23 protein-coding genes are annotated in these 24,299 nt (G+C 44.6%); 12 read left to right on the top strand and 11 right to left on the bottom strand.

What is annotated here, in order from left to right:
- Positions 1-109: 109 nt before the first annotated feature.
- The 5 genes from nhaA to N5E84_RS06390 form a co-directional block, all read right to left on the bottom strand.
- On the bottom strand, positions 110-1,255 hold the full coding sequence (gene nhaA / locus N5E84_RS06370) for a Na+/H+ antiporter NhaA (protein ID WP_026027720.1): 1,146 nt from the start codon (positions 1,253-1,255) through the stop codon (positions 110-112).
- Between the two features lie 280 nt (positions 1,256-1,535).
- A complete protein-coding gene (locus tag N5E84_RS06375) occupies positions 1,536-2,669 on the bottom strand; it encodes a lipocalin-like domain-containing protein (RefSeq protein WP_069211976.1) in 1,134 nt (377 codons plus the stop codon).
- Positions 2,670-5,123, bottom strand: a complete 2,454-nt coding sequence (locus tag N5E84_RS06380; protein WP_013857012.1) for an FtsX-like permease family protein — start codon at positions 5,121-5,123, stop codon at positions 2,670-2,672.
- Positions 5,104-5,775 carry an ABC transporter ATP-binding protein gene (locus tag N5E84_RS06385; protein WP_013857013.1) on the bottom strand — a complete coding sequence of 224 codons (672 nt, stop codon included), beginning with the start codon at positions 5,773-5,775 and terminating at the stop codon, positions 5,104-5,106. The genes N5E84_RS06380 and N5E84_RS06385 overlap by 20 nt, the downstream gene beginning before the upstream one ends.
- A gap of 123 nt (positions 5,776-5,898) precedes the next feature.
- On the bottom strand, positions 5,899-7,275 hold the full coding sequence (locus N5E84_RS06390) for an MATE family efflux transporter (protein WP_047689207.1): 1,377 nt from the start codon (positions 7,273-7,275) through the stop codon (positions 5,899-5,901).
- 40 nt (positions 7,276-7,315) lie between these two features.
- On the opposite strand from N5E84_RS06390, the gene N5E84_RS06395 reads away from it, so the two are divergent.
- Complete coding sequence (locus N5E84_RS06395) at positions 7,316-8,809, top strand: DUF2867 domain-containing protein (protein WP_019282881.1); 1,494 nt, start codon at positions 7,316-7,318, stop codon at positions 8,807-8,809.
- A gap of 42 nt (positions 8,810-8,851) precedes the next feature.
- Here the strand turns inward: N5E84_RS06395 and N5E84_RS06400 are convergent, their stop codons facing one another.
- The 3 genes from N5E84_RS06400 to rsuA are packed head-to-tail and all read right to left on the bottom strand — an operon-like array spanning position 8,852 to position 11,462.
- A complete protein-coding gene (locus tag N5E84_RS06400) occupies positions 8,852-9,511 on the bottom strand; it encodes a DUF2913 family protein (RefSeq protein WP_017044311.1) in 660 nt (219 codons plus the stop codon).
- Entirely contained in the window at positions 9,511-10,719 is a 1,209-nt protein-coding gene (locus tag N5E84_RS06405; RefSeq protein ID WP_013857017.1) for a Bcr/CflA family multidrug efflux MFS transporter, read from the bottom strand. The genes N5E84_RS06400 and N5E84_RS06405 overlap by 1 nt, the downstream gene beginning before the upstream one ends.
- Positions 10,720-10,766: 47 nt before the next feature.
- Positions 10,767-11,462 (bottom strand): 16S rRNA pseudouridine(516) synthase RsuA, encoded by a 696-nt coding sequence (rsuA, locus tag N5E84_RS06410; RefSeq protein ID WP_017044313.1) that lies wholly within the window; start codon positions 11,460-11,462, stop codon positions 10,767-10,769.
- Between the two features lie 104 nt (positions 11,463-11,566).
- Here rsuA and N5E84_RS06415 point away from each other — a divergent pair, with 104 nt between their 5' ends.
- From N5E84_RS06415 to N5E84_RS06440, 6 genes are all read left to right on the top strand, one after another.
- The gene (locus tag N5E84_RS06415; RefSeq protein WP_019282882.1) at positions 11,567-13,309 is read left to right on the top strand and encodes a DEAD/DEAH box helicase; all 1,743 of its coding nucleotides are present in this window, start codon (positions 11,567-11,569) and stop codon (positions 13,307-13,309) included.
- 62 nt (positions 13,310-13,371) lie between these two features.
- Positions 13,372-13,761 (top strand): PepSY domain-containing protein, encoded by a 390-nt coding sequence (locus N5E84_RS06420; protein WP_026028016.1) that lies wholly within the window; start codon positions 13,372-13,374, stop codon positions 13,759-13,761.
- A gap of 9 nt (positions 13,762-13,770) precedes the next feature.
- On the top strand, positions 13,771-14,430 hold the full coding sequence (locus N5E84_RS06425; protein WP_069211977.1) for a response regulator transcription factor: 660 nt from the start codon (positions 13,771-13,773) through the stop codon (positions 14,428-14,430).
- Complete coding sequence (locus tag N5E84_RS06430) at positions 14,420-15,760, top strand: ATP-binding protein (protein ID WP_019282883.1); 1,341 nt, start codon at positions 14,420-14,422, stop codon at positions 15,758-15,760. The genes N5E84_RS06425 and N5E84_RS06430 overlap by 11 nt, the downstream gene beginning before the upstream one ends.
- A gap of 227 nt (positions 15,761-15,987) precedes the next feature.
- Positions 15,988-16,266, top strand: coding sequence for a 50S ribosomal protein L25 (rplY, locus tag N5E84_RS06435; protein ID WP_010318386.1), 279 nt, complete (start codon positions 15,988-15,990; stop codon positions 16,264-16,266).
- A 174-nt stretch (positions 16,267-16,440) separates the two neighbouring features.
- Positions 16,441-16,833, top strand: a complete 393-nt coding sequence (locus N5E84_RS06440; protein ID WP_017046183.1) for a ribosome recycling factor family protein — start codon at positions 16,441-16,443, stop codon at positions 16,831-16,833.
- 1 nt (position 16,834) lies between these two features.
- Here N5E84_RS06440 and N5E84_RS06445 read toward each other — a convergent pair whose 3' ends face one another.
- Complete coding sequence (locus N5E84_RS06445; RefSeq protein ID WP_017046184.1) at positions 16,835-17,191, bottom strand: PilZ domain-containing protein; 357 nt, start codon at positions 17,189-17,191, stop codon at positions 16,835-16,837.
- A gap of 290 nt (positions 17,192-17,481) precedes the next feature.
- Between N5E84_RS06445 and N5E84_RS06450 the strand changes: the two genes are divergently transcribed.
- Positions 17,482-18,768: a DEAD/DEAH box helicase gene (locus N5E84_RS06450; RefSeq protein ID WP_029388373.1), complete on the top strand. Its 1,287-nt coding sequence runs from the start codon at positions 17,482-17,484 to the stop codon at positions 18,766-18,768.
- A gap of 200 nt (positions 18,769-18,968) precedes the next feature.
- Positions 18,969-19,589, top strand: a complete 621-nt coding sequence (locus N5E84_RS06455) for a LysE family translocator (protein ID WP_013857026.1) — start codon at positions 18,969-18,971, stop codon at positions 19,587-19,589.
- A 61-nt stretch (positions 19,590-19,650) separates the two neighbouring features.
- Here N5E84_RS06455 and N5E84_RS06460 read toward each other — a convergent pair whose 3' ends face one another.
- Positions 19,651-21,567 (bottom strand): bifunctional metallophosphatase/5'-nucleotidase, encoded by a 1,917-nt coding sequence (locus tag N5E84_RS06460; RefSeq protein ID WP_019282605.1) that lies wholly within the window; start codon positions 21,565-21,567, stop codon positions 19,651-19,653.
- A gap of 299 nt (positions 21,568-21,866) precedes the next feature.
- Between N5E84_RS06460 and N5E84_RS06465 the strand changes: the two genes are divergently transcribed.
- Positions 21,867-22,076 (top strand): hypothetical protein, encoded by a 210-nt coding sequence (locus N5E84_RS06465; RefSeq protein WP_026027723.1) that lies wholly within the window; start codon positions 21,867-21,869, stop codon positions 22,074-22,076.
- Between the two features lie 4 nt (positions 22,077-22,080).
- On the opposite strand, the gene N5E84_RS06470 is transcribed toward N5E84_RS06465, so the two are convergent.
- The gene (locus N5E84_RS06470) at positions 22,081-22,332 is read right to left on the bottom strand and encodes a DUF1289 domain-containing protein (protein ID WP_013857474.1); all 252 of its coding nucleotides are present in this window, start codon (positions 22,330-22,332) and stop codon (positions 22,081-22,083) included.
- A gap of 165 nt (positions 22,333-22,497) precedes the next feature.
- Here N5E84_RS06470 and N5E84_RS06475 point away from each other — a divergent pair, with 165 nt between their 5' ends.
- Positions 22,498-22,941 carry an META domain-containing protein gene (locus N5E84_RS06475; protein WP_026028018.1) on the top strand — a complete coding sequence of 148 codons (444 nt, stop codon included), beginning with the start codon at positions 22,498-22,500 and terminating at the stop codon, positions 22,939-22,941.
- Positions 22,942-23,144: 203 nt separating this feature from the next.
- Positions 23,145-24,284: an ABC transporter substrate-binding protein gene (locus N5E84_RS06480; RefSeq protein ID WP_019282606.1), complete on the top strand. Its 1,140-nt coding sequence runs from the start codon at positions 23,145-23,147 to the stop codon at positions 24,282-24,284.
- Positions 24,285-24,299 lie beyond the last annotated feature (15 nt).

Consider the following 24,299-nt stretch of genomic DNA (forward strand, 5'->3'; position numbering starts at 1 on the left):
AATAAATCGATAAAAACTTAAATTTTCTATTGATTAAGAATATTGATAAATCAAATGGTTAGTTTATAAAATGAATCAGCCCTCGTATTACGGAGGGCTGATTATATTCTTATGCGTTTTTTGGCAAAGATAAACGAAGCAATATATAGCCTACAATCGCGGCAGTGGTCGAGCCCATTAATATACCGAGCCGTGCAAACGTATCAAATTCAGCATTGGTCGGTCCAAAAGCCAATGACGAGATAAAAATCGACATTGTAAAGCCAATACCACATAGCACTGACACGGCAAAAATATGCTTGAAATTGATCCCTTCAGGCAATTTAGCGACACCGAGTTTCACCGCAGCCCAACTGAAGGTAAAAATACCCAATGGCTTACCAATAAATAGGCCAAGAGCCACGCCCAAAGGCAACATTGACGTGAGGCTAGATACGGAGATCCCTTCCAGTGAAATCCCGGCATTGGCAAATGCGAACAATGGCAGAATACCAAAAGCGACATACGGGTGTAGCGCATGCTCAAGATGCTTTAGCGGAGAATATTCGCCTTTATCACCTTTCAGCGGAATAGCAAAACCAATCACTACACCAGCCAAGGTTGCATGAACACCAGATTTAAGTACGGCAAACCATAAAATCGCGCCGACAATTAAATACAGGCTGATTTTGGTAACATGCTTGTTGTTTAGTATAAAAAGCACACCAGTCATTAAGAAACCGACGGTTAACGCAATGGTAGAAAGATCACCGCTATAAAATAGCGCAATAATGACCACAACCCCTAAGTCATCAATAATCGCAAGCGCCAGCAAGAACACTTTTAAGCTGATCGGAACACGTTTACCCAATAACGCCATAATACCTAGCGCAAACGCAATATCAGTGGCCGCTGGGATCGCCCAACCTTGAATCGCTTGTGCATCACCAGCCGTAAACAGCACGTAAATTAATGCTGGAGCAAGCATGCCGCCGACGGCAGCAATGGCTGGAAAAATAGCCGTTTCTTTGGATTTAAGAGCACCTTCCAACAATTCACGTTTGACTTCTAAACCAATCAACAAAAAGAATACGGCCATTAAGCCATCATTGATCCAATGCGACACTGACATTCCAAACACGTAGGAATGTAAAAAAGATTGGTAAACATCATTTAGCGGTGAGTTAGCAATCATCATTGCAATTGCAGCAGCAATAACCAGCAAAATACCACCTGCTGATTCCATCTTGAAAAAGTCGCGAATCACATCACTCATGATATCGTCCTTATAGTTATGCATGTTAATAAACCATTAACAAATGAATATGACAGAGTTTATACAGTAGCTGATAGAAGTAAAAATCGCTTGTTCAGATATTAAGAATCGGAATTTCCGAGTCAAGCATAACAATACAACGTATATTCCTTGGTTTTCACTATTTTCCCATTGTTGATTAGTTTTCATGCATAACAATTTTACAACAAAATAAAAAAGGTTCACAAAAACACAAAAGGCCAAGAACAACTTGACCTTTAGATTCCACAAATATTTGAACTTAGTTGCTCGTTAGTTGCATGAAACCCGTCACCTTATGACTACCATCGGTGATAATGGGGCCTTCCCAATAAGGGAGCAGAAAGGGTGACCACAAATCGCGATTCACCGCTTTCGTCACCAGATGAATATTATATTTAGGGATGTTTACCACCCATTGTAACGGGATGTCACGCTCATTCTCCGACGCGGCAGAAACGACAGGAACTAAATCAATTTCATCAGCAGATAGTGCGATCGTGGTGCCCGAATCTTTCACAATTGCCCCAAACAAATAGGGCTCTTGCTGAAAATAACGATAGCGATTAACCAATAAGGTTGTTTTGCTATCGAGTTTAACGAACAACTTATCCCATCCCTGTTTAGCGTTAGGCAGTAGATTATTACCCCACTCCTTGCTCAGCCATGCATTACCTGTGACTTGAATGGGTTGAGAGTTAACACCTAAGTTGAGCACACCTTTGACCTGCAAAAACGGTGCTTGGAGACTATATGAGGCTAAAGAGAGTGAATCATGCTTTTTTTGGTATCCCTGCTGACCAGGTAATACAAATGGCCCGGAAAGGTTATTTTTTAATGAGAGTGAAAACGTGTCCGTCGCTACATCTAATACTCCAGGAAATGGAGTCGTCCCCGGTGCGCGCCAGTTCCAATTATCAATCCACATTTTAAACGGTTTTAATTCTAAGCCGGCTTGACCAATTCCGCCCCGCGCAATCCGCTGTTCACGCCAGACTTCATTCTTTGAAGAGATCACCACATAAGCAAGATAAAGCTGAGGACTAAGCCATCCATTAGCATCTCGAGCTTCGTTAGCGAGACGAAAATAACTCCACTGGATCCCATATTGCTGCCCATGTTCATCACTGACATTCGCAAAGTAATGCCACCACTCATGTTCAAAACCTTGATGAAAATTGAAATCTTGAGGAAGTCGTACCGGGCGATTAGGAAGCACGAACTCGAACGGGTGCTCCTTCGATATTGATGATGTATCCATTTGCTTAGAAGCTGTTTCAGAAACGGCATATTCTGAAATCGTTTGCTGTGCCTGCCAATACTGGTGCCACGAATAGAGGCTGAACAATACAGCAAGCAACAAAGAGCACAAAAGTACGAGGTATCGTTTCATCATTTATAACGCGTCTCTAAATGAGCTAATCGGTGGCCTTCTGACCAAACGAATAACCGGGATTGCGCCTGCGCACATCAAGGTCACCATCGCCCATGCTGCCGTTTTCAAATACTCCCCGGGGATCAACTGCAGTTGGATTGTCCAACCAAAGGATTGTTTAATCACGATGTCCACCACAAGACGAGCGAGTGCAAGCCCTAACGGCATTGCAATCACGAGCGCTATCGCCCCAAAAACACACAACTGCAAGCTGCCAATCACCACCAGCTCTTTACCAGAAACACCCAAACAACGCAGTAGCGAAACATGTCGCTGGCGGGAAACCTCTCCGGCTAACGTAGCAAAGAAAATACCACACACGGCAATCAACAAAGTAATACGCCCGAGCGTATCGGCGATGGCAAAGGTTCGGTCAAACACCCGCATCGCTTGAGTGTGGATGTGATTGTTATCAAAAATCCGCTCAGGGCCCAACCTAAATACCGATTCTAGTCGCTTCTTTAATCCTTGGTCATTCACACCTTCGTGCAAAACCACTCCTAGCGCCACATTTCCCGTACTGGCAAACGCAAATAACCAATTTTGGTGTGACAATAAGACTTGGTGGTAAGGGTTACCATAATCGTAATACACCCCCACGACTTGCCACTTTTGGCCCAAAGGCTCAGAAAGGTCAATAAAATCACCAGGCTTAATGCCTAATTTAAGCGCCATGGATTCACTGATCATCAAACTCTTTGAATGGTGTAAATCATACCAATAGTTAGGAACAGCGAGTTTAACCGTCAACGAGTCTAACTCACCATCGGAGATACCCGTGCTGACCACTTGCAATGCACCTTTGTCAGTGGCGAAATCTTTTTCCCAACGCCACCAAACATCATTGACCTCAGGCTGCGCTTTCAACCAACTGCTCATTCTTGATGCCGAACTGTTGGTAGGATAGACATAAATATCGGCCGCTAAACGTTGGTTTAACCATTTTTCAGTAGTGTCTCTAAAGCTACCAACCATGGTTTCAATGCCAATATTCGCCGCCATAGCAATCATAAATGCCATAGTTGCGACACCGCGATAGCTCATACTGGCCGCTGCATCGGCAAAGAACCAACGCGCTTTTACCCAAGCGAGTGAATAGGAAAAACTGTTGAAGAGCGTCCAAATAAGATAAGGCGTAAACAGCGCAACACTGAGTAACATCAACGCAATAATTGCAAAACCAGAAAGTTGCGTTTGTGGAACTTGATACACGGCAATCGCCGCGACAGTCAATGCGCAAGCAACAAGGGCTTGCAGGCGAAATTCTGTGCCAGCAAATCGAAGCAAAGAGAGACGAGCCGAAAGACGAATAGGCTGCGATTTTAGCAACCGGACGAGGGGCCAAGCGCACGCCGCAAATGCACCAATCAACGCCATGGCTAAACTGTAACTACTCCACTGCCAATTCCAGCTAATCGATAAACCGACATTAGCATCATACAAGTCACCCAAACTGGCTGAAACCGCTGGGATAAGTTGATTGGCCAATAATAACCCCAATCCGTTACCGCATATCCAGCTAAGCAGGACCATGCCAAACAACTCAATCACCAATGCTTGGGTAAGCTGCCAGCCAGAAACGCCCGCTTGCCGTAATAACCCGACTAAAGGTTGGCGCTGGATTAAAGATAAAGACATGGCTTGGTAGAATATGAATAGCCCGACCAAAAATGCCAACATACCCATTGCATTGAGATTGAGATGAAAAGCACGCGTGAGTGATTCCAGCTCAGTGCGAGAACTACGGACTAGCGTCAAACCATTAGGTAAATTATCTTTTAGTCTTTTCAGTTTCTCTGGCGGCATATCACCACAAGCAATAACAGATAAGCCCGAACTTTTCTTGAGCATTCGCACCAAGGATAGATCCGCAATAACGCGTGTGCCGTTGATGAGATCTTGTTGATCGATCTGAATAGGACCTAACTTTGATTCATCATCAAGCACGATAAAATCACCCGTTTGCCAACCTTGGAGACGAGCGAGATCAACACTCACCAAAATAGGATACGGCGGATTCATCAATGATAATGTCGAAAATTCCGATAAAGGAAGGCCGCTATTAGTTGGCAACATCGCGACGGGATCAAGCCCAATCAGCGAAATATCCGTGCCATTTTTTGTCGTCAAACGATGGTTTTCAAAAGGAGCGCACTGAGAAAATCCATCACGGCGCAACTGAATATAGAAACCTTGGGGGATTTTATTGGCAATATGCTTGGAACGAATACGATAAGGTAATGGATTAGAAAACAGCTTTTCGCCATGTTCATAACTTTGACGAGCATGCTGGTTGATGGCCGTCACTCCCACCAACAATGAAACGCCAAGCGTTAAACCCAGCCATACTAGGATGATTTGTAAAGGATAACGCCGATAATGACCAAGTAGCGCCTTAACTACGGGCCATAACATGCAACAACCCTCCTTGTAAACGTACGCGACCATCCATATGCTGCGCGACTTTTTCACTGTGCGTCACCAATAATAACGTGCAATCCAACTGGCGAGTTAAGGTCGTCAATAAACGCATCACCGCCTCGGCATTACGTTCATCAAGACTACCGGTTGGTTCATCTGCTAATAAAATCTTAGGCTCCATGTACAAGGAGCGCGCGATCGCAGCACGCTGCTGCTGCCCACCAGAAACCTCTTCAGGGTATCGGCCTAGCAACGGCATTAAATCAAGCGAAGAAAGAATTTGACGCAGTAAACCTTGGTCTTCCGGCATTCCTTTCAACTGACGACAAAAGCGAATATTATCCGCGAGATTGAGGGTGGGAAGAAGATTAAACTGCTGAAATATATGACCAATGTTATTTCGGCGATAAGCGGTACGCTTATTTTCTGACGTGTCATGCATGGCAAAACTTGGAAACCAAATTTCGCCAGAATCGACAATATCTAATCCGGCAATAAGGTTGAGTAATGTACTCTTACCCGAACCACTTTCACCCATCAATGCGATTTGGTCGCCTCGGTTTAATGTTAACTCTGCCCCCTGTAGCACGGGATGAAATTCATCGCCATCTAGATAGCCTTTACACAGGTTGGTCAGCTGTAACATCAAATCGCTCGCAATCGACTAAAATTGGATTGTGAATCTACACTAATTCTCCTGCAGTAGAAAGCATTTTGGATACCGGATCACATTATGTGCATCAAATTGCACCAGCTAACTGCGTTGTGTCTAATTTTCAATCAAATTTCGCATCCACTTCTTGCTTTTCATTCGATAAAGAGAACCGCCCCATTTAATCAACTCTTCAACGAGAAACAATAAATAGATGGCTTCAGGCTTAGCCCCAAGCACAATCGCACAAAATGCGGCTAACGGAATACCGATCAGCCACTGCGCGACTAAATCTTGATAAAGACAAAACTTTACGTCACCGCCAGCTCGCAACACGCCAACAATCACCGTCATTGGAATGGAACGTAAAATGATGCCAAGGCTCAGTATCACGATAAACTCTTCAGATAAAGCACGGGTTTCATCCGTCAAGGCGGTGAAAGAGTTCAGGATAGGGATCTGCACCACATACAAAGCGGCAGCGACAACCACGCCCACAAGAAGGCTGATGATAGTTAAGCCCAAGGCTTGATAATAAACGGCATCGTACTGCTTAGCGCCAAGTTGGTTACCGACTAAAACCGCAGCCGCATTCGACATCCCAATCAGTAAACTCAATGAAATTGATTCTACTGGCGTCATCACCGATAACGCAGCTAAGCCTTGCACACCACTCTGCCCCATGATGGCATGATAGACAAATAAACCGCCTGCCCATGCTAGGAAATTAAAGGTAGTTGGCAACGAAAGCTTCAAAAAACGAGAAATGGTAGGCCATTCAATGATGGCTCGGATATCGTCAATTCCAAACGCTAACAGATGTTTCTTGGCATAGAGGTAACCGTATAAACACGCGACTTCAATAAAACCACTGAGCACGGTAGCAATCGCCGCACCTTCGATTCCCATTGCGGGAAAACCCAATTTGCCGAAAATCAGCACCCAGTTTAAAAACACGTTTGAAACAATACCAATACCGCTAAAAAACGTGCTGAGCCCCGGTTTATGCATCGCTCGCAGCCCTACCGCCATACTACTGACGCAAGCTACAGCAAACATACTGAGTGAGGTAATAATCAAATATTGGCTACCTAGCGCATTAACGGTCTCGGAATCCGTGGTTAGTGCCATGATTTGACTTGGAAACAGTAAAAATAGTGCCACCGTCATTACAGCAAATAGGTTAGCGACTAACCACGTAAGTGCCGTACTTTCTCGCACGCCCTGTTTGTTTCCTGCGCCCCAATACTGAGCTGTTAACAGTGCGCCTCCGGTTGTCACGCCCACTAGCATGATGGTGGTGACAAAAGTTGCTCTAGCGGCAACGCCTACCGCAGCAATTTCAGCCTCACCTAATTGCCCTAGCATCAAAACATCCACTAGACCACGGCTAGAAAACATAATACTTTGCAAGGTGATCGGCAGAGCGATAGCCATTAAGCGACGGAAAAAATCGCCTCTTGTATGTAACACGATTTGCGAAAAAACAGACAACCGATCACCTCAAATTCAACACATTGATAGCACAGGAAAAATGAAGTCGCTATTATACGTCTGTGAGCATAATCTAACCATCTTATTTGAAGGGACCGTCATGAAAAAAGTGTTAGTACTCGGCGCATCAGGCTATGTCGGCTCACAACTGCTACCTTTGCTATTAGCGCAAGGTTTTCAAGTAACGGCCGCAGCTAGGCACATTGACTACTTAACCTCACGTGCCATATCTCATCCCAACCTTACCTTGCGTTATTTAGACCTTACCGATAAAGAGGCGACACTTGCGCTTATCCCACAATTTGAACTGGTTTATTTTTTAGTGCACGGTATGGCGCAAGGACATGATTTCGTCGACTATGAATTGTCGTTAGCGGAAAACGTTAAACAAGCCCTTGAGGTTAGCCAGGTCAAACACCTGATCTACTTAAGTGCGATTCAGCCACAAACCGGAAACTCAGAGCACCTCAAAGCACGGAAAATGACCGGCGATCTACTTAGGAAAAGTCCTGTACCAGTGACCGAATTAAGAGCCGGTGTCATTCTTGGACCGGGATCAGCCGCATTTGAAATCATGCGTGATTTTGTTTACAACTTACCGATGCTCATCACTCCCAAATGGGTTGATTCCAAAGCAAATCCGATAGCGCTGGAAAACCTCAATCATTATCTACTTGAATTAGCCAATGAGCAGCCCGTTGCACACCAATTATTTGAAGTCGGTGGGCCTGACACCCTCTCCTACCGCGAACAATTTGCCATTATTTGTCAGGCAACGCAGAAACCTTTTCGGTTATGGTCTACCCCACTATTAACCCCCAAAATGGCTTCTTACTGGCTAGGTCTTGTCACCTCCGTCCCTTCTAATATTGGCAGAGCACTACTTGCCGGTTTAGATCATGATTACATTGCCGACTCACAAGCCATTGAAGCACGCTATCCTCAAAGACTGATCTCATATCGTGACGTTGTCACCAAAATAATCGAGCATGAAGGTGAATTTACACGCTCGCAGGTGTGGGGATTTGATCCAAGTGCCCTACAGCGTTGGCAACCCGGTTTTGGCTACTATCCTAAACAGGCAGGAGCAACGATTCAGACCAGCGCTTCTGCTGAGGCTTTATGGGATGTTATCCGAACCATAGGCAGCCGCCAAGAAGGCTATTTTTTTGCCAATGCACTATGGCGTACACGCGAATGGCTCGATCTTTTATTCGGTGGTGGCAAACCTGTGCGCCGCTCCCCTTGTGGCCCGGAACTGCAAGTTGGCGATTTTATTGATTCGTGGAAAGTGATCCGCTGCCAACCTCAACAGTTTTTGTCTCTTCTTTTTGGGATGAAAGGCCCAGGATTAGGGCGATTGGAATTTACCATTAAAGATCTAGGCGAAACGCGAGAACTCAATGTGACCGCATGGTGGCACCCCAAAGGATTCTTAGGGTTACTTTACTGGTTCGCGATGATGCCTGCCCACCTTTTTATTTTTAATGGCATGGTCAAAGCCATCGTCAAAAAGGCACAAAAAAAGAGCTAGCGAAATCGCTAGCTCTGCAACTTATTGGGTTTCAATTCCATACTAATCAATAGGAAAGCCTAATGGAATTTCAGCCAATTGCACGCCATGGTTGCTTGGGTATATCAAATACTCACCATGATATTTCACATTCGACTTATAATCGGTACGTTTATGCACCATAAAGCCAGCACTGCTGGCCTTTTCGACGAAATCAGCATGATGGCCCCGTACAAACCAGTTCATCGGCTTCACGAGCAGTTCACCATCAAAGCATGATTCACACTGATTTGCGCACAAAGCCAATGAGTTTTGCCCATCGGTAAAAAGCTGTAATTTGCCTTCATTCACCAATGGATCACATGTTGTCACTTCCCAGTGAGCCGCTTCCATGAATTCCAAAAACGCGTCAATTTTCTTATCGGTAATGATGTTATCCGCCTCTTGCGCAAAAAACTGACCGTAAAATGCTGAGATGCGTTTGAAGATAAACAGTAATTCAGATTGGTTGCCTTTCGAACGTCCAGCTTTCTGCCAACGATTTAAATCATCCACCACACAGCGATGGAATCGTTGTGCTTTCAATGCCTTACTTACCCAATGCACCAAAAAGTGATTATTAGCTAAAGGCGCATTCACCAGCTTATTCGCTTGGTGTTCTGCTGTTAACTCTTGCAGCGCTGTATTCACTACACGTTGAATTTCGAGGTAATACTCTGACATTACGCCTTTCTTCCTAATGTCCAATAAAAAAGAGATGAAAGTACCGAGCACGCCGTCATGACCACAATCATCGGCCACTCAACATCACTAGGCATCATCGCGACAATCGCTGCAACCACTGAGCCTGTGCCAAAACGCAACGTTCCAGCCAGTGAAGAAGCGGTACCCGCCATTTTCGGATAACCACTTAACAATAATCCCATTGAATTACTGCCTATCGTTGACAATGTACCAATAAAAAGCACCACAAAAGGCACAATACCCCATAAACCAAGGTTGAGTAACCACGCGATAAATAGCCCGATACCTGCGCACAACTGAATCAATAAACCAAAGCGTAGCATGGCGTGGGAACCGACTCGTTTCACCATTCGACCATTTAAACTGGTCATGATAATCATCGCGACAATATTGAGGCCAAACAGGTAACCAAATTGATCAGGATCGACTCCATAAATATCAATATAGACAAAAGAGCCTGCGGTCAAAAAGGCAAACATACCAGCGAACGAGAAAGCACCAGAAAAAACAAGCCCCATCGCGACTGGGTTACGGCTTAACTGCACATAGTTGCGAATGGTATTTCGAAAGCGCAGTGGTTGACGATTTTCTGCACTGAGTGTTTCTGGAATTTTCCAAACCACGAGAGCAATCACCACCGCGGCAAAAATAGCCAACACCCAAAATATCGAACGCCAACCAAACCAAATGGCCAAGTGTCCGCCAATCATCGGCGCAGCTAACGGGGCAACGGTCATCACTAAGGTGACAAAAGACATGGCGCGAGCAAAATCTTCGCGATCAAACATATCACGCACCACCGCTTGAATAACCACAGCCGCCGCTGCTCCAGCAAAACCTTGCGCAGCGCGAACATACGTTAACGCTTCAATACCTTGCGTAGTCGCACTCACAGTGGCAGCAATACCAAACAGTAATACGCCGATCAGCAGCACTGGGCGACGGCCATAACTGTCGGCCAGCGGGCCATGCAATAGTTGGCCTATCGCAAAACCAGCGGTATAAGCGGTCAGCGTCATTTGTACCGCTCCAGCACTCACACCGAGATCTTTAGCAATCGCTGGCATGGCTGGCAGATACATATCAATCGCCAGCGGCGTTAATGCGCCAATCGCGCCTAATACTAAGAAGAGTAAAAAACTAATGTGCGGCGTATTATTCGCTGTAACAGGTTGAGATGAAGTCATAGTTCTCCAGATAAATAAGGAATGAAGTTGCAGTAAAGCTAGGCCTTTCAAGCCCCAATAGAAGCCACTTCTTGGTCAGTCAAATAACGGTATTCACCGGGCTCTAGTGCCTCATCTAGCACAATATGACCAATGCGCTCACGGTGAAGGCCAACCACTTTATTGCCTAAAGCAGCAAACATGCGTTTAACTTGATGGTATTTGCCTTCATGAATGGTCAGTAAACATTCATTCTCACCGACGACTTCCAATTGCGCAGGCAAGGTTGGCTCACGCTCATTACGCAGTTCAATACCCGTTAAGAATTGTTCGACATAATTCGCTTCAATAGGGTCTGCAAGCCAGACACGGTAGGTTTTGTCGCATTTGTGTTTTGGCGAGGTAATGCGATGAGACCATTGACCGTCATCGGTGATCAGAACCAAACCTGTGGTATCGACATCCAAACGTCCTGCAAAATGCAAGTCTTGAACATTCACTTCATCGAGCAAAATAAATGCCGTATGATTGAAGCCGTCTTCATGTGAGCAAACGTAACCAGCGGGTTTGTGTAACATGATATAGCGCGGACCATGCAAGATTAACTCACGGCCTTGCCACTCCACCTCACACTCCTGCGTCACCTGCAATGAACCACTTTTCTGCGTCTTACCATTTACTGTGACATCACCACTTTTGATGATCTTGGTGGCTTCTTTACGTGTCGCACCTAACGCATCACACAAAAATTTATCTAACCGCATGATTACCTCATCTAAATCAAGTCAGGTATTATACGCAGCTAAAATGAAATAGTTGATCTATTTCACTGTTTTTATCCAGCGTTCAACAAGAGAAAACGCGAGTTATGTACACACTTCGTCCTTATCAATCGGACTCGGTCAAAGCCGTGATCCACTATTTTCGTCATCACACTACGCCCGCCGTAATTGTACTACCGACGGGGGCAGGAAAAAGTTTGGTTATTGCTGAGCTGGCAAGGCTTGCCAAAGGACGAGTCTTAGTACTAGCGCACGTGAAAGAACTGGTAGAGCAAAACCATGCCAAATATGAGGGCTACGGTTTGCAAGGCGCGGTATTTGCGGCAGGTTTAGGACGAAAAGAGACAGATCAACAGGTCGTCTTTGCTTCGGTACAATCCGTGGTGCGCAATTTAGATGCCTTTAAAAATCAATTTTCATTACTGGTGATTGATGAATGCCACCGCGTACCGGATGAGAAAAGTAGTAGCTATCAAAAGGTGATCACCCATTTAAGCGAGCTCAACCCAGGGATTAAAGTGTTGGGGTTAACCGCTACGCCTTATCGTTTAGGCATGGGCTGGATTTATCAATACCATACTCGTGGCCAAGTGCGCAGTGAGGAGCCTCGCTTCTTCCGTGACTGTATTTTTGAGCTACCGATCCGTTATCTGCTTGATGAAGCTTTTTTAACGCCAGCGCGAATGGTTGATGCCCCCGTGCTCAGTTACGATTTTTCGCAGCTAAAACCCGCCAATACTGGGCGCTACAAAGAAGCCGAACTCGACATGGTGATTGAGCAATCGAAACGTGCCACACCACAGATTGTTCAACAAATCATCCAACTAGCACAGCAAAAACAGGGAGTAATGATCTTTGCGGCCACCGTTCGCCACGCCCAAGAAATTGTGCAATTACTGCCCAATAACGAAACTGCCATCGTCATTGGTGACACGCCGCCCCCTGAGCGCGACACCATCATCAAGCAGTTTAAACAGCGCCAAATCAAATTCTTAGTTAACGTGTCGGTATTAACCACAGGTTTTGATGCTCCGCATGTTGATCTGATTGCGATTTTACGCCCCACCGAGTCCATCAGTTTATATCAGCAAATTGTCGGACGTGGGCTACGCTTATCCGCAGGAAAAACCGAATGTTTGGTATTGGATTATGCGGGCAATAACTATGATCTTTATCAACCAGAAGTCGGTGAGCCAAAGCCCGATCCCAACAGTGAAATTATTACCATTCCCTGTCCGGCCTGCGGTTTTAATAACAACTTTTGGGGTAAACTCGATGCCGCTGGTTTTTTGCTTGAACACTATGGTCGACGTTGCCAAGGCTATTTTACAGACGAAGAAAGTGGCGAACGAGAACACTGTGGTTACCGTTTTAGAGCAAAATATTGCGGTGAGTGTGGGGCTGACAACGATATCGCCGCACGTATCTGCCATGAATGTGACGCAACACTGGTTGACCCTGATAAAAAGCTCAAAGAAGCACTCAACCTCAAAGATGCATTGGTTTTTGAATGTATCGAAATGGATTTGAATGTACATAAAGATGCAAGTGGAAAAGCGCAACTGCGCGTTACCTATCGTGGTGAGAACGATGCACAAGTCCACGAATTTTGGCCACTAACCACCAAGAAACAGAAACAGGTGTTCCACGACCAATTTGTGCGACCACACCTAGCCGATAAGCATCGCCCTTTTGATCAATCTTCACCAAGCAAAGTGGTGGCTCATCAACACCGTTTTCGTCCACCACAATTTGTCATTGCGCGAAAAGTGGGACGATTTTGGAAAATGCGCGATAAGATCTTTGAAGATGAGCTACAAAACCGATGATTCACTTTCTATTCATGTAAGGTCATTTATACTCTGTTCATCTTATTTACAGGGGGCGCAACATGTTGTTCAAAAAGGGTAAAGCTTTCGCACACTTACTGCTGCTCTCATCATTATCCTTACCCACTTTAGCTGCGAGCAGTGATGTACACGATTGGGTTCAAGACACTTATAAGCCAGGAACCAAGGTAGAGATTGATGAGGATCAAGACGAGGTCTACGCGGCAGTTCAAAAAGGTTTAATTCATCCATTGTCTGAGCTTTATGCCACGATAGATAAAGAACTCAATGGCCGAGTTATCAAGGTAGAGTTAGATGAAGATGATGGTGAATGGGTCTACGAATTAAAACTGATGCATGACAACCGAGTTATCCGCGTAGAATATAATGCAAGCACATTAGAACTAATGGCTATTCGTGGCAGGAACCTACGCGACATCATCAAAAAATAGAGAATAACCATGAAAATATTGGTAGTCGAAGACGATCCTCGTCTTGGGGAACAAATTGTAGAAGCGCTTGAACAGACCGGCTGGGTGCCTGAATTATCACAAGATGGCATTGATGCACTCTATCGCGCTACATCAGAAGAGTGGGATGTGATTGTGCTCGACCTCGGTTTACCCAAGCTCGATGGGCTCACCGTATTGAAAGGCATTCGAGATGAAAACATTAATACGCCTATTGTGATCCTCAGTGCAAGAGACGGTTTGACTCAACGAGTCGAGGGCTTAAATGCAGGAGCGGATGATTACCTCACCAAACCATTTGAGATGGTGGAATTAACCGCTCGTATCCGCGCACAACTGCGCCGAGCATCAGGTAACGCTTCCCCTGTGATGCAAATCGGTGACTTAAGCCTTGATACTCGAACCTCTAAAGTGATGTGGCAAGGTCAAGCGGTGAGCTTGACGGCACTGGAATACAAAGTGGTTGCCTACTTCATGCACAATGCCGACAAAGTCATTTCACGGACTGAACTGGTGGTACACATCTACAAACAAGATTTCGATAGAGACTCCAACACCATCGAAGTGTTTATTGGCCGCATCCGTAAAAAAATCAATAACAACATTATCAAAACCGTGAGAGGACTGGGATACCAGCTTAATGCAAAATAAAACCTCGGCCTTAAAGCGCCTCAGTTTAAAAAGTCGTTTACTGCTCGCGGCAACGTTTTGGTTAGGTACCATGATTTTAGCGGCGGGAATTGGCATTCCCACACTGATCAAAGACTACCTAGTCAATGATGTGCAAAGTCAGCTACGCTTAGCGATGGATGAAATCACGGCGAACTTGGAAGCGACACCGCAAGGAAATCTAGTACTGTCGTCGCGCCTTTCAGACCCTCGTTTTAGCCAACCCTACAGCGGCCTTTATTGGACGGCCTCAAGCCATGATCAATCGCTTCGTTCTCGCTCATTGTGGGATAAGCGCCTTATCAGCGAAAAACATGGCTTGAAAAGCATCGTCAAAGGCGCAAGAGATGAAAAACTGATCGTCATTGAACAAATCATCTACTTACCAGATTTCCCTTCTCCTATCACCATTACCATCGGTCTTGATGAAGCGCCATTACAAGACACTTTAAACAGCGTAATTAGCCAATTGTGGATGATACTAGGTCTGCTCTTCAGTGGTGTATTGGTGCTGATTGGCTTGCAAGTCAGTTGGTCATTACGGCCGTTAGGGAAAATGCAAAAAGAGCTGGCCGCATTGCGCAAAGGTCAACAAGCCAGTCTCAGTGACGAGTACCCAAAAGAAGTCTTTCCGTTAGTCAATGATTTGAATGCACTGTTATTCCACTATCAAGAATTGCTTGAACGTGCACGTAATCATGCAGGCAATCTCTCTCACGCTTTAAAAACGCCGATTTCTGTACTGCGCAATGAGATCGATCATCTTGATTTCGCACAACAGCAGAAACTCAGAACACCGATTGAACAGTTACAAAAGCAGATTGACTACCATCTAGGCCGCGCGCGCATGGCTGGCTCAATGAATATTCTTGCGGTAAAAGCCAATCCAAGCGAACGGGTAGATGCTATTTCTATGGCATTTGACAAAATTTACGCACAGCGTGAAATCACGTTAGTTAATGAGTTGGATTCTGATCTAGAGGTTGCCGTTGACCCAACCGATCTCGACGAGATGCTCGGCAACCTACTGGAAAATAGCTACAAATGGGCAGCTTCTTTGGTTCGAGTTCACGCAAAAAATCGAGAAGAAGGCTGGGTAGAAATCCACATTGAAGACGATGGCCCAGGTATTGCTGAGCAAGATCTGGCTAAAGCGGTACAACGTGGCGTGCGCTTAGACGAAACAACCTCTGGATCTGGGCTTGGGTTGAATATTGTCAGTGAAATGGCGCACAGTTATCGCGGTACGCTAACCCTATCGACTAGCACCATGGGGGGGTTAAAAGCGGTGCTGACTTTTCGTCCGGTTTAATGGACGAAATCGAACTCGACATTAAGCAATAAAGACTGTCACGGTCCTTCGTAACACTGCAATAAATCGATGCTGCAAGGGATTTTCTATTGCCCCATCTTAGATAGAGTGCTAGTATCCGCGCTCGTTTTGTTAGTAATCATTGATTCACTATCAAAGCTATACCACATCAGCAAGGTCGCATTGCAGATGTGAAGTTTATTTTTACTAATTTGAGTGTAAAAACTATGAAATTCGAAGCAGTAGTACGTACTGAACTAGGTAAAGGTGCGAGCCGCCGCCTACGTCACGCGGGCCAATTCCCAGCAGTTGTTTACGGTGGTGAAGCAGCACCAGTTGCTATCGCACTGGATCATTCTGACGTGATCAACCAAATGGACAAACCAGAATTCTACGAAGCAATTACTCTAGTAATTGATGGCGCAGAAGTAAAAGTTAAGCCACAAGACGTTCAACGTCACGTGTTCAAGCCAAAAGTTGAGCACATGGACTTCATCCGCATCTAATTTCCTACCAAGGAATTAGTTGGATAAAATCCAACCTTTTGCATAAAGATGATCGGCCTTACCATCCGAGAAATCTAAAAATTCGAAACCCCGATAGCTACCAACTATCGGGGTTTCACCGTTTTATAAGACCGTGAAGACCGTGTTATAACGGAAAGTCATTCAAACAAGAACATGGCTATTATGATCATCACGATTTCCCTCCCCTCATTGATTCATCGGCTTGGTGGAGAAAATGCGAAAAAAGCAAAAATGCTGGCGAGAGAATATCAGTGCGACCTGAAACGAATACGACGTTCCAGAAATTGGCAAATCAGTGGTGAGATAACGCAACTTGAATTATTGGCAAATCGGCTCAGAGAACTTGATTCACTGGCCATGCAATTTTTAATAACGAGACTCAAAGACAAACTGGCAGAATATCAGGAACAGCTTGAACCCAAATCAGCCAAGTTGGTAAGGCTTGTTAAACAAAACCCATCAATCACTCTCGCCGAACTTATGCACATCACGCACTGCACAATCGCAGAAGCACGCACCGCTCGTTTCAACGCAGACAGTTTTTGATTTAAGCAGAACGTAAAGACGAGAAGTAAGACGGGTATCTTTGGCGAATATAACGCTGTTCTTCAACCATGTGCTTAAAAGCAGGACCATTGGATAGTTGAACCACGACTTCATCTTGTTGAAAGCGCAGTACTTGACCTGCAATTTTGACTGTATTGTTGCTGCGTAGCTGCACCGTACCAGACATCGATAGACCACAATATAAGGTAGTCACTCTCGGCATTGAAATACGAATGCCTTGCTCTGATATTTCACAGACATGGAATAGCTGATCATCAATTTTTACGGTAGGTCTTGCCCGCTTTGGATACTTTAAGCGGTAATATTGCCGTTTCTGTACAAAATCTGCATTGTCCATGGCGTCTATGCATCCTTTATCAAGGTTAATTACTTCTGCGTCATCATGATGCTACGCAAGTGTTGAGAGTCTACCATTTATTATCGGCTTCTGAAGTAAAAACATAATAGAAAGATAGGCAACCGCTATGAATCACCAATTCATCTCATTTGTGAACTCAAATACAATTGGTCAATAATGTAGGAAATTTATCACTGATCACGATAAACGTGAGATAAATCACTCTAAATCCTATATAGTGCACGGCTAAAATTAAGAACTGTAGGCTGTCTGCTTAAGGAACCCGTTAAATGTCATTTTCATCTCAAGGTTTTGCTCCTGAACTTGTTAAAGCGCTTACTGAATGCGGCTATGAAAAACTTACCCCCATTCAGCGACAAGCCATTCCCGAGGCTCGTAAAGGGCATGATATTTTTGCAACGGCGCAAACTGGCACAGGCAAAACCGCAGCATTCGCACTGCCCGTTATTCAACATCTGTTAGATAGCGGCAAGCAACCTTCGCCTAAAACAGCGCGAGGCTTAATTTTGGCACCCACGCGTGAATTAGTGGCGCAAATTGCCCAGAACATTAAAGACTACGTCAAGTACACCAAACTCAGTGTCGCTGCTGTTTACGGTGGAAATAAAATGTCTTCTCAAGTTCGTCAGCTTGAAATGGGTGTGGACATTTTGGTCGCGACCCCTGGCCGACTAGAAGAGCATTTAAGTGAAGGTAATGTTTCACTCGCCAACCTTGAGTTTTTGGTTTTCGACGAAGCAGATCGAATTTTAGATATGGGATTCATCAATCCCGTGCGTAAAATCATGCTGGAAGTAGAAACCTCACCGCAAATCATGATGTTCTCAGCCACTACATCCACTCAGCTTAACCAACTGGCGGGCGATATTTTACGCAAACCCAAACGCATTAATGCTGATCGTGCCAATACCACGGCCGCAACAGTGGCGCATGTGGTTTACCCTGTCGATCAAGAGCGTAAAACGGAACTGCTGTCTGAACTGATTGGCCGCAAAAATTGGCAACAAGTCTTAGTGTTTGTGAACTATAAAGAGACGGCTAATGAAGTGGTTAAAGAGCTGAAACTGGATGGCATCAAGGCCGTGCTGTGTCATGGCGATAAAGCACAAAGTTCACGTCGACGCGCTCTTGAAGAATTTAAAGAAGGCAAAGTGCGTGTCATGGTTGCGACCGATGTGGCTGCACGTGGTTTAGATATCGTCGACCTGCCACACGTGGTTAACTATGACATGCCATTTCTCGCCGAAGATTATGTACACCGCATAGGTCGTACTGGTCGTGCTGGCAAACAGGGACATGCTGTCTCATTTGTCAGCCGCGAAGAAGAGTTGACTGTTGTTCAGGTTGAAAACCTTATCCAGCAACGCATCCGCCGTGTTGAGCAGCCAGGTTATGAACCTAAACAGCGTGATGCCTACATTGAAAAACTTCACACAAAAGCGGCGTACAAAGATCGCCAAGGCCGTCGTAACAACCCAAATGACGAAAAGCCGGATCAAGCCTCCGCAGAACGTCGTTTGAACATGATGAATCGACTAAAAAATCGTAAGAAGTAAGTCATAACAACGAAAGAGCTGCAGCAATGCGGCTTTTTCCATCTCTGTGCATCCTATCTATGCTTCATCATCCCAAACGGTCATCTTTATTGGTTTCAATCCGTAAGTAACACTGTCGTCAATTGCACAGCAAAGTGAAATAGTGAAGATTGTAATTAATGTGTATGCTAGAGCTCTTGTCTCTCAACACGGATTGATTAATGAGCAGTACTTTACTTCTGGCATTTATACCAACATTCTTTTTTGTTTCGATTACTCCAGGTATGTGCATGACATTGGCACTGAGTCTTGGGATGAGTATTGGTTATCGCCGAACTTTATGGATGATGATGGGAGAGATCGTCGGTGTGGCGTTCGTTTCCATCGCAGCCGTTTTGGGGATGGCTTCGATTATGCTCAATTACCCTTGGCTCTTTACCGGATTCAAAACCATCGGTGCCATCTATCTTGGCTATATAGGCATTCAGATGTGGCGTTCAAAAGGCAAGCTCGCCCTCAGTAGCGACTCACAGGTCACTCCCCATAACAAAGACTGGGATCTTGTCATGCAAGGTTTTGTGACCGCGATTGCTAACCCTAAAGGCTGGGCGTTTATGATCTCCCTACTTCCGCCTTTTATTAATAGTGAAGCACCACTTGCACCTCAACTATTACTGCTGGTGTCCATTATTATGGTCTCAGAATTTGTCTGTATGACACTTTACGCAACAGGTGGCAAGGGGTTAAAACGAGCTCTAGGGCATTCAAAAAATGTGCGTCTAATGAACCGTATTTCAGGCTCATTGATGATAGGTGTTGGATTCTGGTTATTGATGAGTTAGTCGTTAAAGTAGTAGGCTCTGACTTTTGGCCAGAGCCTTAACCGTTAATTTAAAACTTTAGCTAATCTAAAACATTAACATTCAATGCCTTGAGCAATACAATATCTCGATTGATACGCTGTTTTTCAGCATCAGAAGCTTGGCTACTTTGCAAAATACGCGCATTGATCGCCTCTTCAGCCGCGGCCTTATTGGTAAAAAGTAGTGCTTTAACATTGATCGAGGCGATATTGCTATAACGCCCATCATCACTACTTGGTACATCAATTTGGCCACTATTAATTAGAGCTTTCACGATGGCACGTTCCGATTCATACCCTTGCAAACCTTCCAGCTTCCAACGTTGCATTGGTTTCCCTTCGTAGCGGCCTTGCTTTTCTTGGGTGAGATAGCGGATCGTTAGGTTTCTAATAGTTCCTTCCTCTTCGCCATATTCCGCTTCCGAGTCAAAAATAATCGGGAATGACCGCCCTTCAAGGCTACCCCCTTTCTGCGTCAAATGCCCCATTCGGTAACTATTCATACCCAACCGAATATCACTAGTATCATCAATCGGTTGTCCACCAGCAAAACGCAGATCTTTAATTCGCTTACCCGCAGGTTGAGTAAGATCAATGGTGTAAGTGACACCCGCAAAAAAATCATTGGTTGAGTATTTCGATGCGCGCCGCTTTGGATCAAAGCTATAAGTCACATCGCCTGGCGAGACGGAATTGAAATACCCAGCGGCCCATTCCATGTAGGTGCGCAGCTCTTTACCCGTCATTTGGTAAACCGTAATTTCACCACCAGCATATTGATAGTTAAACGCGATATCTTTTGCTTTGATTGGGCCAGTATCAAGTTGAGCTTGGTCATTATCAATTTGCAGTGCGATCACGTTTGCTTTTGGCGCGTAGAAAAAACTGGCTTCCTGAAACAGCGCACTGATGCCGGTATCTTGAATATGCACTTGAGGGATACCGCGAATTTCATCATCAGGAACCAAGTCGACTCCGTCAAGTATCGCAATTTCGCGATTGGCATTTTCTCGTAAGCGTTGATGATAAGGTGCGTACAGCGTTTCCATTTTCGAATCAGAATCAACACCTTTTATAGGGTAAGTGAAGCTGTCTTTATGAACGAGCGTGTATTTGCCATCCTTTTCTTCAAATTGGAAATCGATTCGAGATAAAACACGTCCATATTTGTCAGGCTCGGTAATGATGACACCGTTTACCATCGCTTTATCAATTTTAGTGTGCATGTGGCCAGCAACAATGGCATCGATTTCTGGGTTAGCATTGGCAATATCAGATACGCCCGTATCTTTGATGTCGTTTTCGTTATCCAGCCCCATGTGCGCAACCAAAACGATCGCATCGACATCATTTTTTATCTGCCCAATCACTTTTTTCACTTCAAGTGTTGGGTTAGTGAAGCTCATGCCTTCAAGGCGATTAGTGCCTTCAGCAAACACTTGTGTCATCGGAGTATCCATTCCAATGATACCGATCTTGACGCCATTTTTTTCAATAATTGTTGCGGCGGGTAAGAATGGATTGCCATCGGGCCTCTGAATATTCCCGGCTAACGCTCGGCCTTTAAATTGAGTCAGGGAGCGATTTAATACCGATAAACCAAAATCAAACTCATGGTTACCCAGCACCCAAACATCGTAGTTCATCTCATTAAAACCGAGCATCATAGGGTCTACGGCTTCATGCTTAAACGTTTCAACAAAGTTTCCCTGAATCGTATCTCCCGCATCCACTAAAATAACGTTTTTATCTTGCTCTCGTATCTGTTTAACCTTGGTGGCGATTTGACTTAGGCTCCCCTGCATATTCAGTTTGTCAGCAGCATAATCCCATGGCATAAAATGCCCGTGAATATCGGAAGTACCAAGAATGGTAACTTGATGAATATCGCCATCAGCAGCGAAAGAAGAAGCGGCAATAGAAGCAAGTATTGCGCTAGTAACAATTTTTAGTTTCATAACATACTCATACGTATAAACAGGCTTTCATTAAAACAGAGTGGATATTATTGATTTTATAAATATGTTTATGTGATGGGGTCGCTAATTTGGTTGCAACACTGAAAAGCAATCACAAAATTTCGAGATCGATCTCTCTTTAAATAGATTCTATGGCTTAAAGAGCTTTAATCGAGCCAAATCAGGCGGTTAATTTTTAATCATAAAATTGAGCAAATTTTAAGCAGATCTTTGATTGACGCTGTACTGGATCGCTTCTATTTTTTCTATTGGTTACCACAACAATGGAGGTTATAGAAATGAAACGCGCAAGTTCCACTTATCGATTACAACTGATAAAAGATGTTGTAACGCGGCACCAACGTACAGATCCAATGGCGAACTATATTCAACAGCTTCTGACAGAAAAACCCAACATGGAACAACCCGATGTGAATAAACGTTTTCACGGTAATCATTTTGATGAACATGCTGGTGGTTGGGTCAGTGATTTTTGGGGAATGAAGTAATTGATTAAAACAGATCGCGCTGCGGGTTCGTTTCTGGCTCGGAATCTGCTTTGTTTTGCGCTTGTTGTTTCTGTTTTTTCCGCTTATAGCGCTGTTGGCATAATTTTATGACATGCAGTTGCTGCGCAGCAGTCATTGAGAGCCAGTTAAAACGCTCTTCCCTTTTACGCATACAGCCTTGGCAATAACCTTTGTCATCAACTGAACATACACCGATACAAGGGCTCAGCACTTTAAAAAATTCGAGTTGCTCCATGGTTACTCAATTATTTTTCCAATTTAATGTCCGCCACATAAGAGTAACGTGTGTCACTTCCTGATTGCAAACTGTGACGCATATAAAACAATCACCTTATACTGACAAAAACAGTACTCAATTTTATATACTGTGCGCGTTTTCCAAATTCTGGGGTCTAATACGATGAAGTTTAGTTCAAAAAAATGGCTAGCCGCAATTTCGCTACCTGTATTGGTGAGTGCCTGTGCAAGTAATGGTGATGTAGAAAGCATTACCGCTCAAGATTTGCAGCATCACAATTGGCAACTGGTGCAAATTGATGGCAAGGACGTGGTCAATAATGACAAACAAAAAGCACCGCGATTAGAAATCGGCGAAAAGATGATGGCTAGCGGTAACGCAGGTTGCAATAACTTTTTTGGGCAAGCCGAGCTAAAAGACAACCAATTCCGCATCGAAAAAATGGGCATGACCATGATGATGTGTATCGGTGATGTCATGGATACCGAGCAGGCGTTTTCTCAAACATTGTCAGATTGGAGCGAGATCAATCTGACTAAAGATAGCCTAACGCTTAAAAATGAGGTTCACACGCTCACCTTTACTTTACGTGATTGGGTAAATTAATTTCAGTCATTCTTCTCATGGCAGTCTTCTCCATCAGGCTGCCATTTCCGTAGACCACCTCACACATCATTCACCTATCTGCGACTTCTGCTTTTTCTCACCAATTCAGATCTTTTGTTTTTTTTCGTTCATAATGAATGAACATGGAAATATCTCCGGTCTATTCACTAAGTCACTGAATAAAGCGATCTTTAAGGATAATTATGAAAAAGCTCATCACCTTTCTCTTAACAGGTGCGTTTGCGTTTTACGCGTCGGCGCAAACTTGGCAACAAACCTCAGATGCAGCCAAAGGGCAAACTGTTTACTTTCACGCGTGGGGAGGAAGCCAAGAGATTAATGAGTACATCCGCTGGGCAGGCAACGAACTTCAAGATCGCTACGGTATCGAGTTAAAGCAGGTGAAAGTGACCGATATTGCCGAGACAACAACGCGGCTTATTGCAGAAAAGGCGGCCGCTAAAAATAATAATGGCAGTGTCGATCTAGTATGGATTAATGGTGAAAACTTTAAGTCGATGAAAAATAATGGCTTACTGTATGGGCCATTCACAGAGCGTTTACCTAACTGGCAATATGTTGATTCCTCACTGCCGATCGATCAAGATTTTTCAGAGCCGACTCTTGGCCTTGAAGCGCCTTGGGGTGTAGGACAACTGGTGTTTATTTACGATCAGGAAAAGCTCAATAACCCACCCCGTTCATTTTCAGAAATGTTGAGCTACGCAAAGGCGTTTCCGAATCGTGTTAGTTACCCTCGTCCTCCTGAGTTTCATGGCACCAGTTTCCTTAAAGCCTTATTGATTGAACTAACAGAGGACGATGTTGCACTGTCTAAGCCTGTGGATGAACAAAATTTTGCCATAGTGACAGCGCCTCTTTGGCGCTATCTTGATGAATTTCATCCTGTGGCCTGGCGTCAAGGCAAGCAGTTTCCCAGCGGCTCTGCTCAAATGCTGCAATTGCTTGATGATGGTCAGCTTGATCTTTCCATCAACTTTAACCCCAATGCTGTTTTTTCCGCTCAAGCAAATGGAACGCTCGCGGCCTCTACCCGCTCCTACGCGTTTGAAACAGGGGCTCTTTCTAACATTCATTTTCTAGCCATTCCCTGGAATGCGAGTGCCAAAGAAGGCGCATTGATTGCGATTAATTTCTTACTCAGTCCGGAAGCACAATCTCGTAAAGGTGATCTTTCCATTTGGGGAGATCCATCGGTATTACAAAATGAGTTCTTAAGTGGCAGCGCCAAGAAAACTCAGCTATTTAAATCAATCGCCGAGCCACATCCAAGCTGGCAAACGGCGCTTGAAGCCGAATGGCAACAACGCTACGGCCACTAAAGAGACTGAGATAAA

Origin of the sequence: Vibrio sp. J502 (assembly GCF_025397955.1) — a bacterium.
Classification (GTDB): domain Bacteria; phylum Pseudomonadota; class Gammaproteobacteria; order Enterobacterales; family Vibrionaceae; genus Vibrio; species Vibrio anguillarum.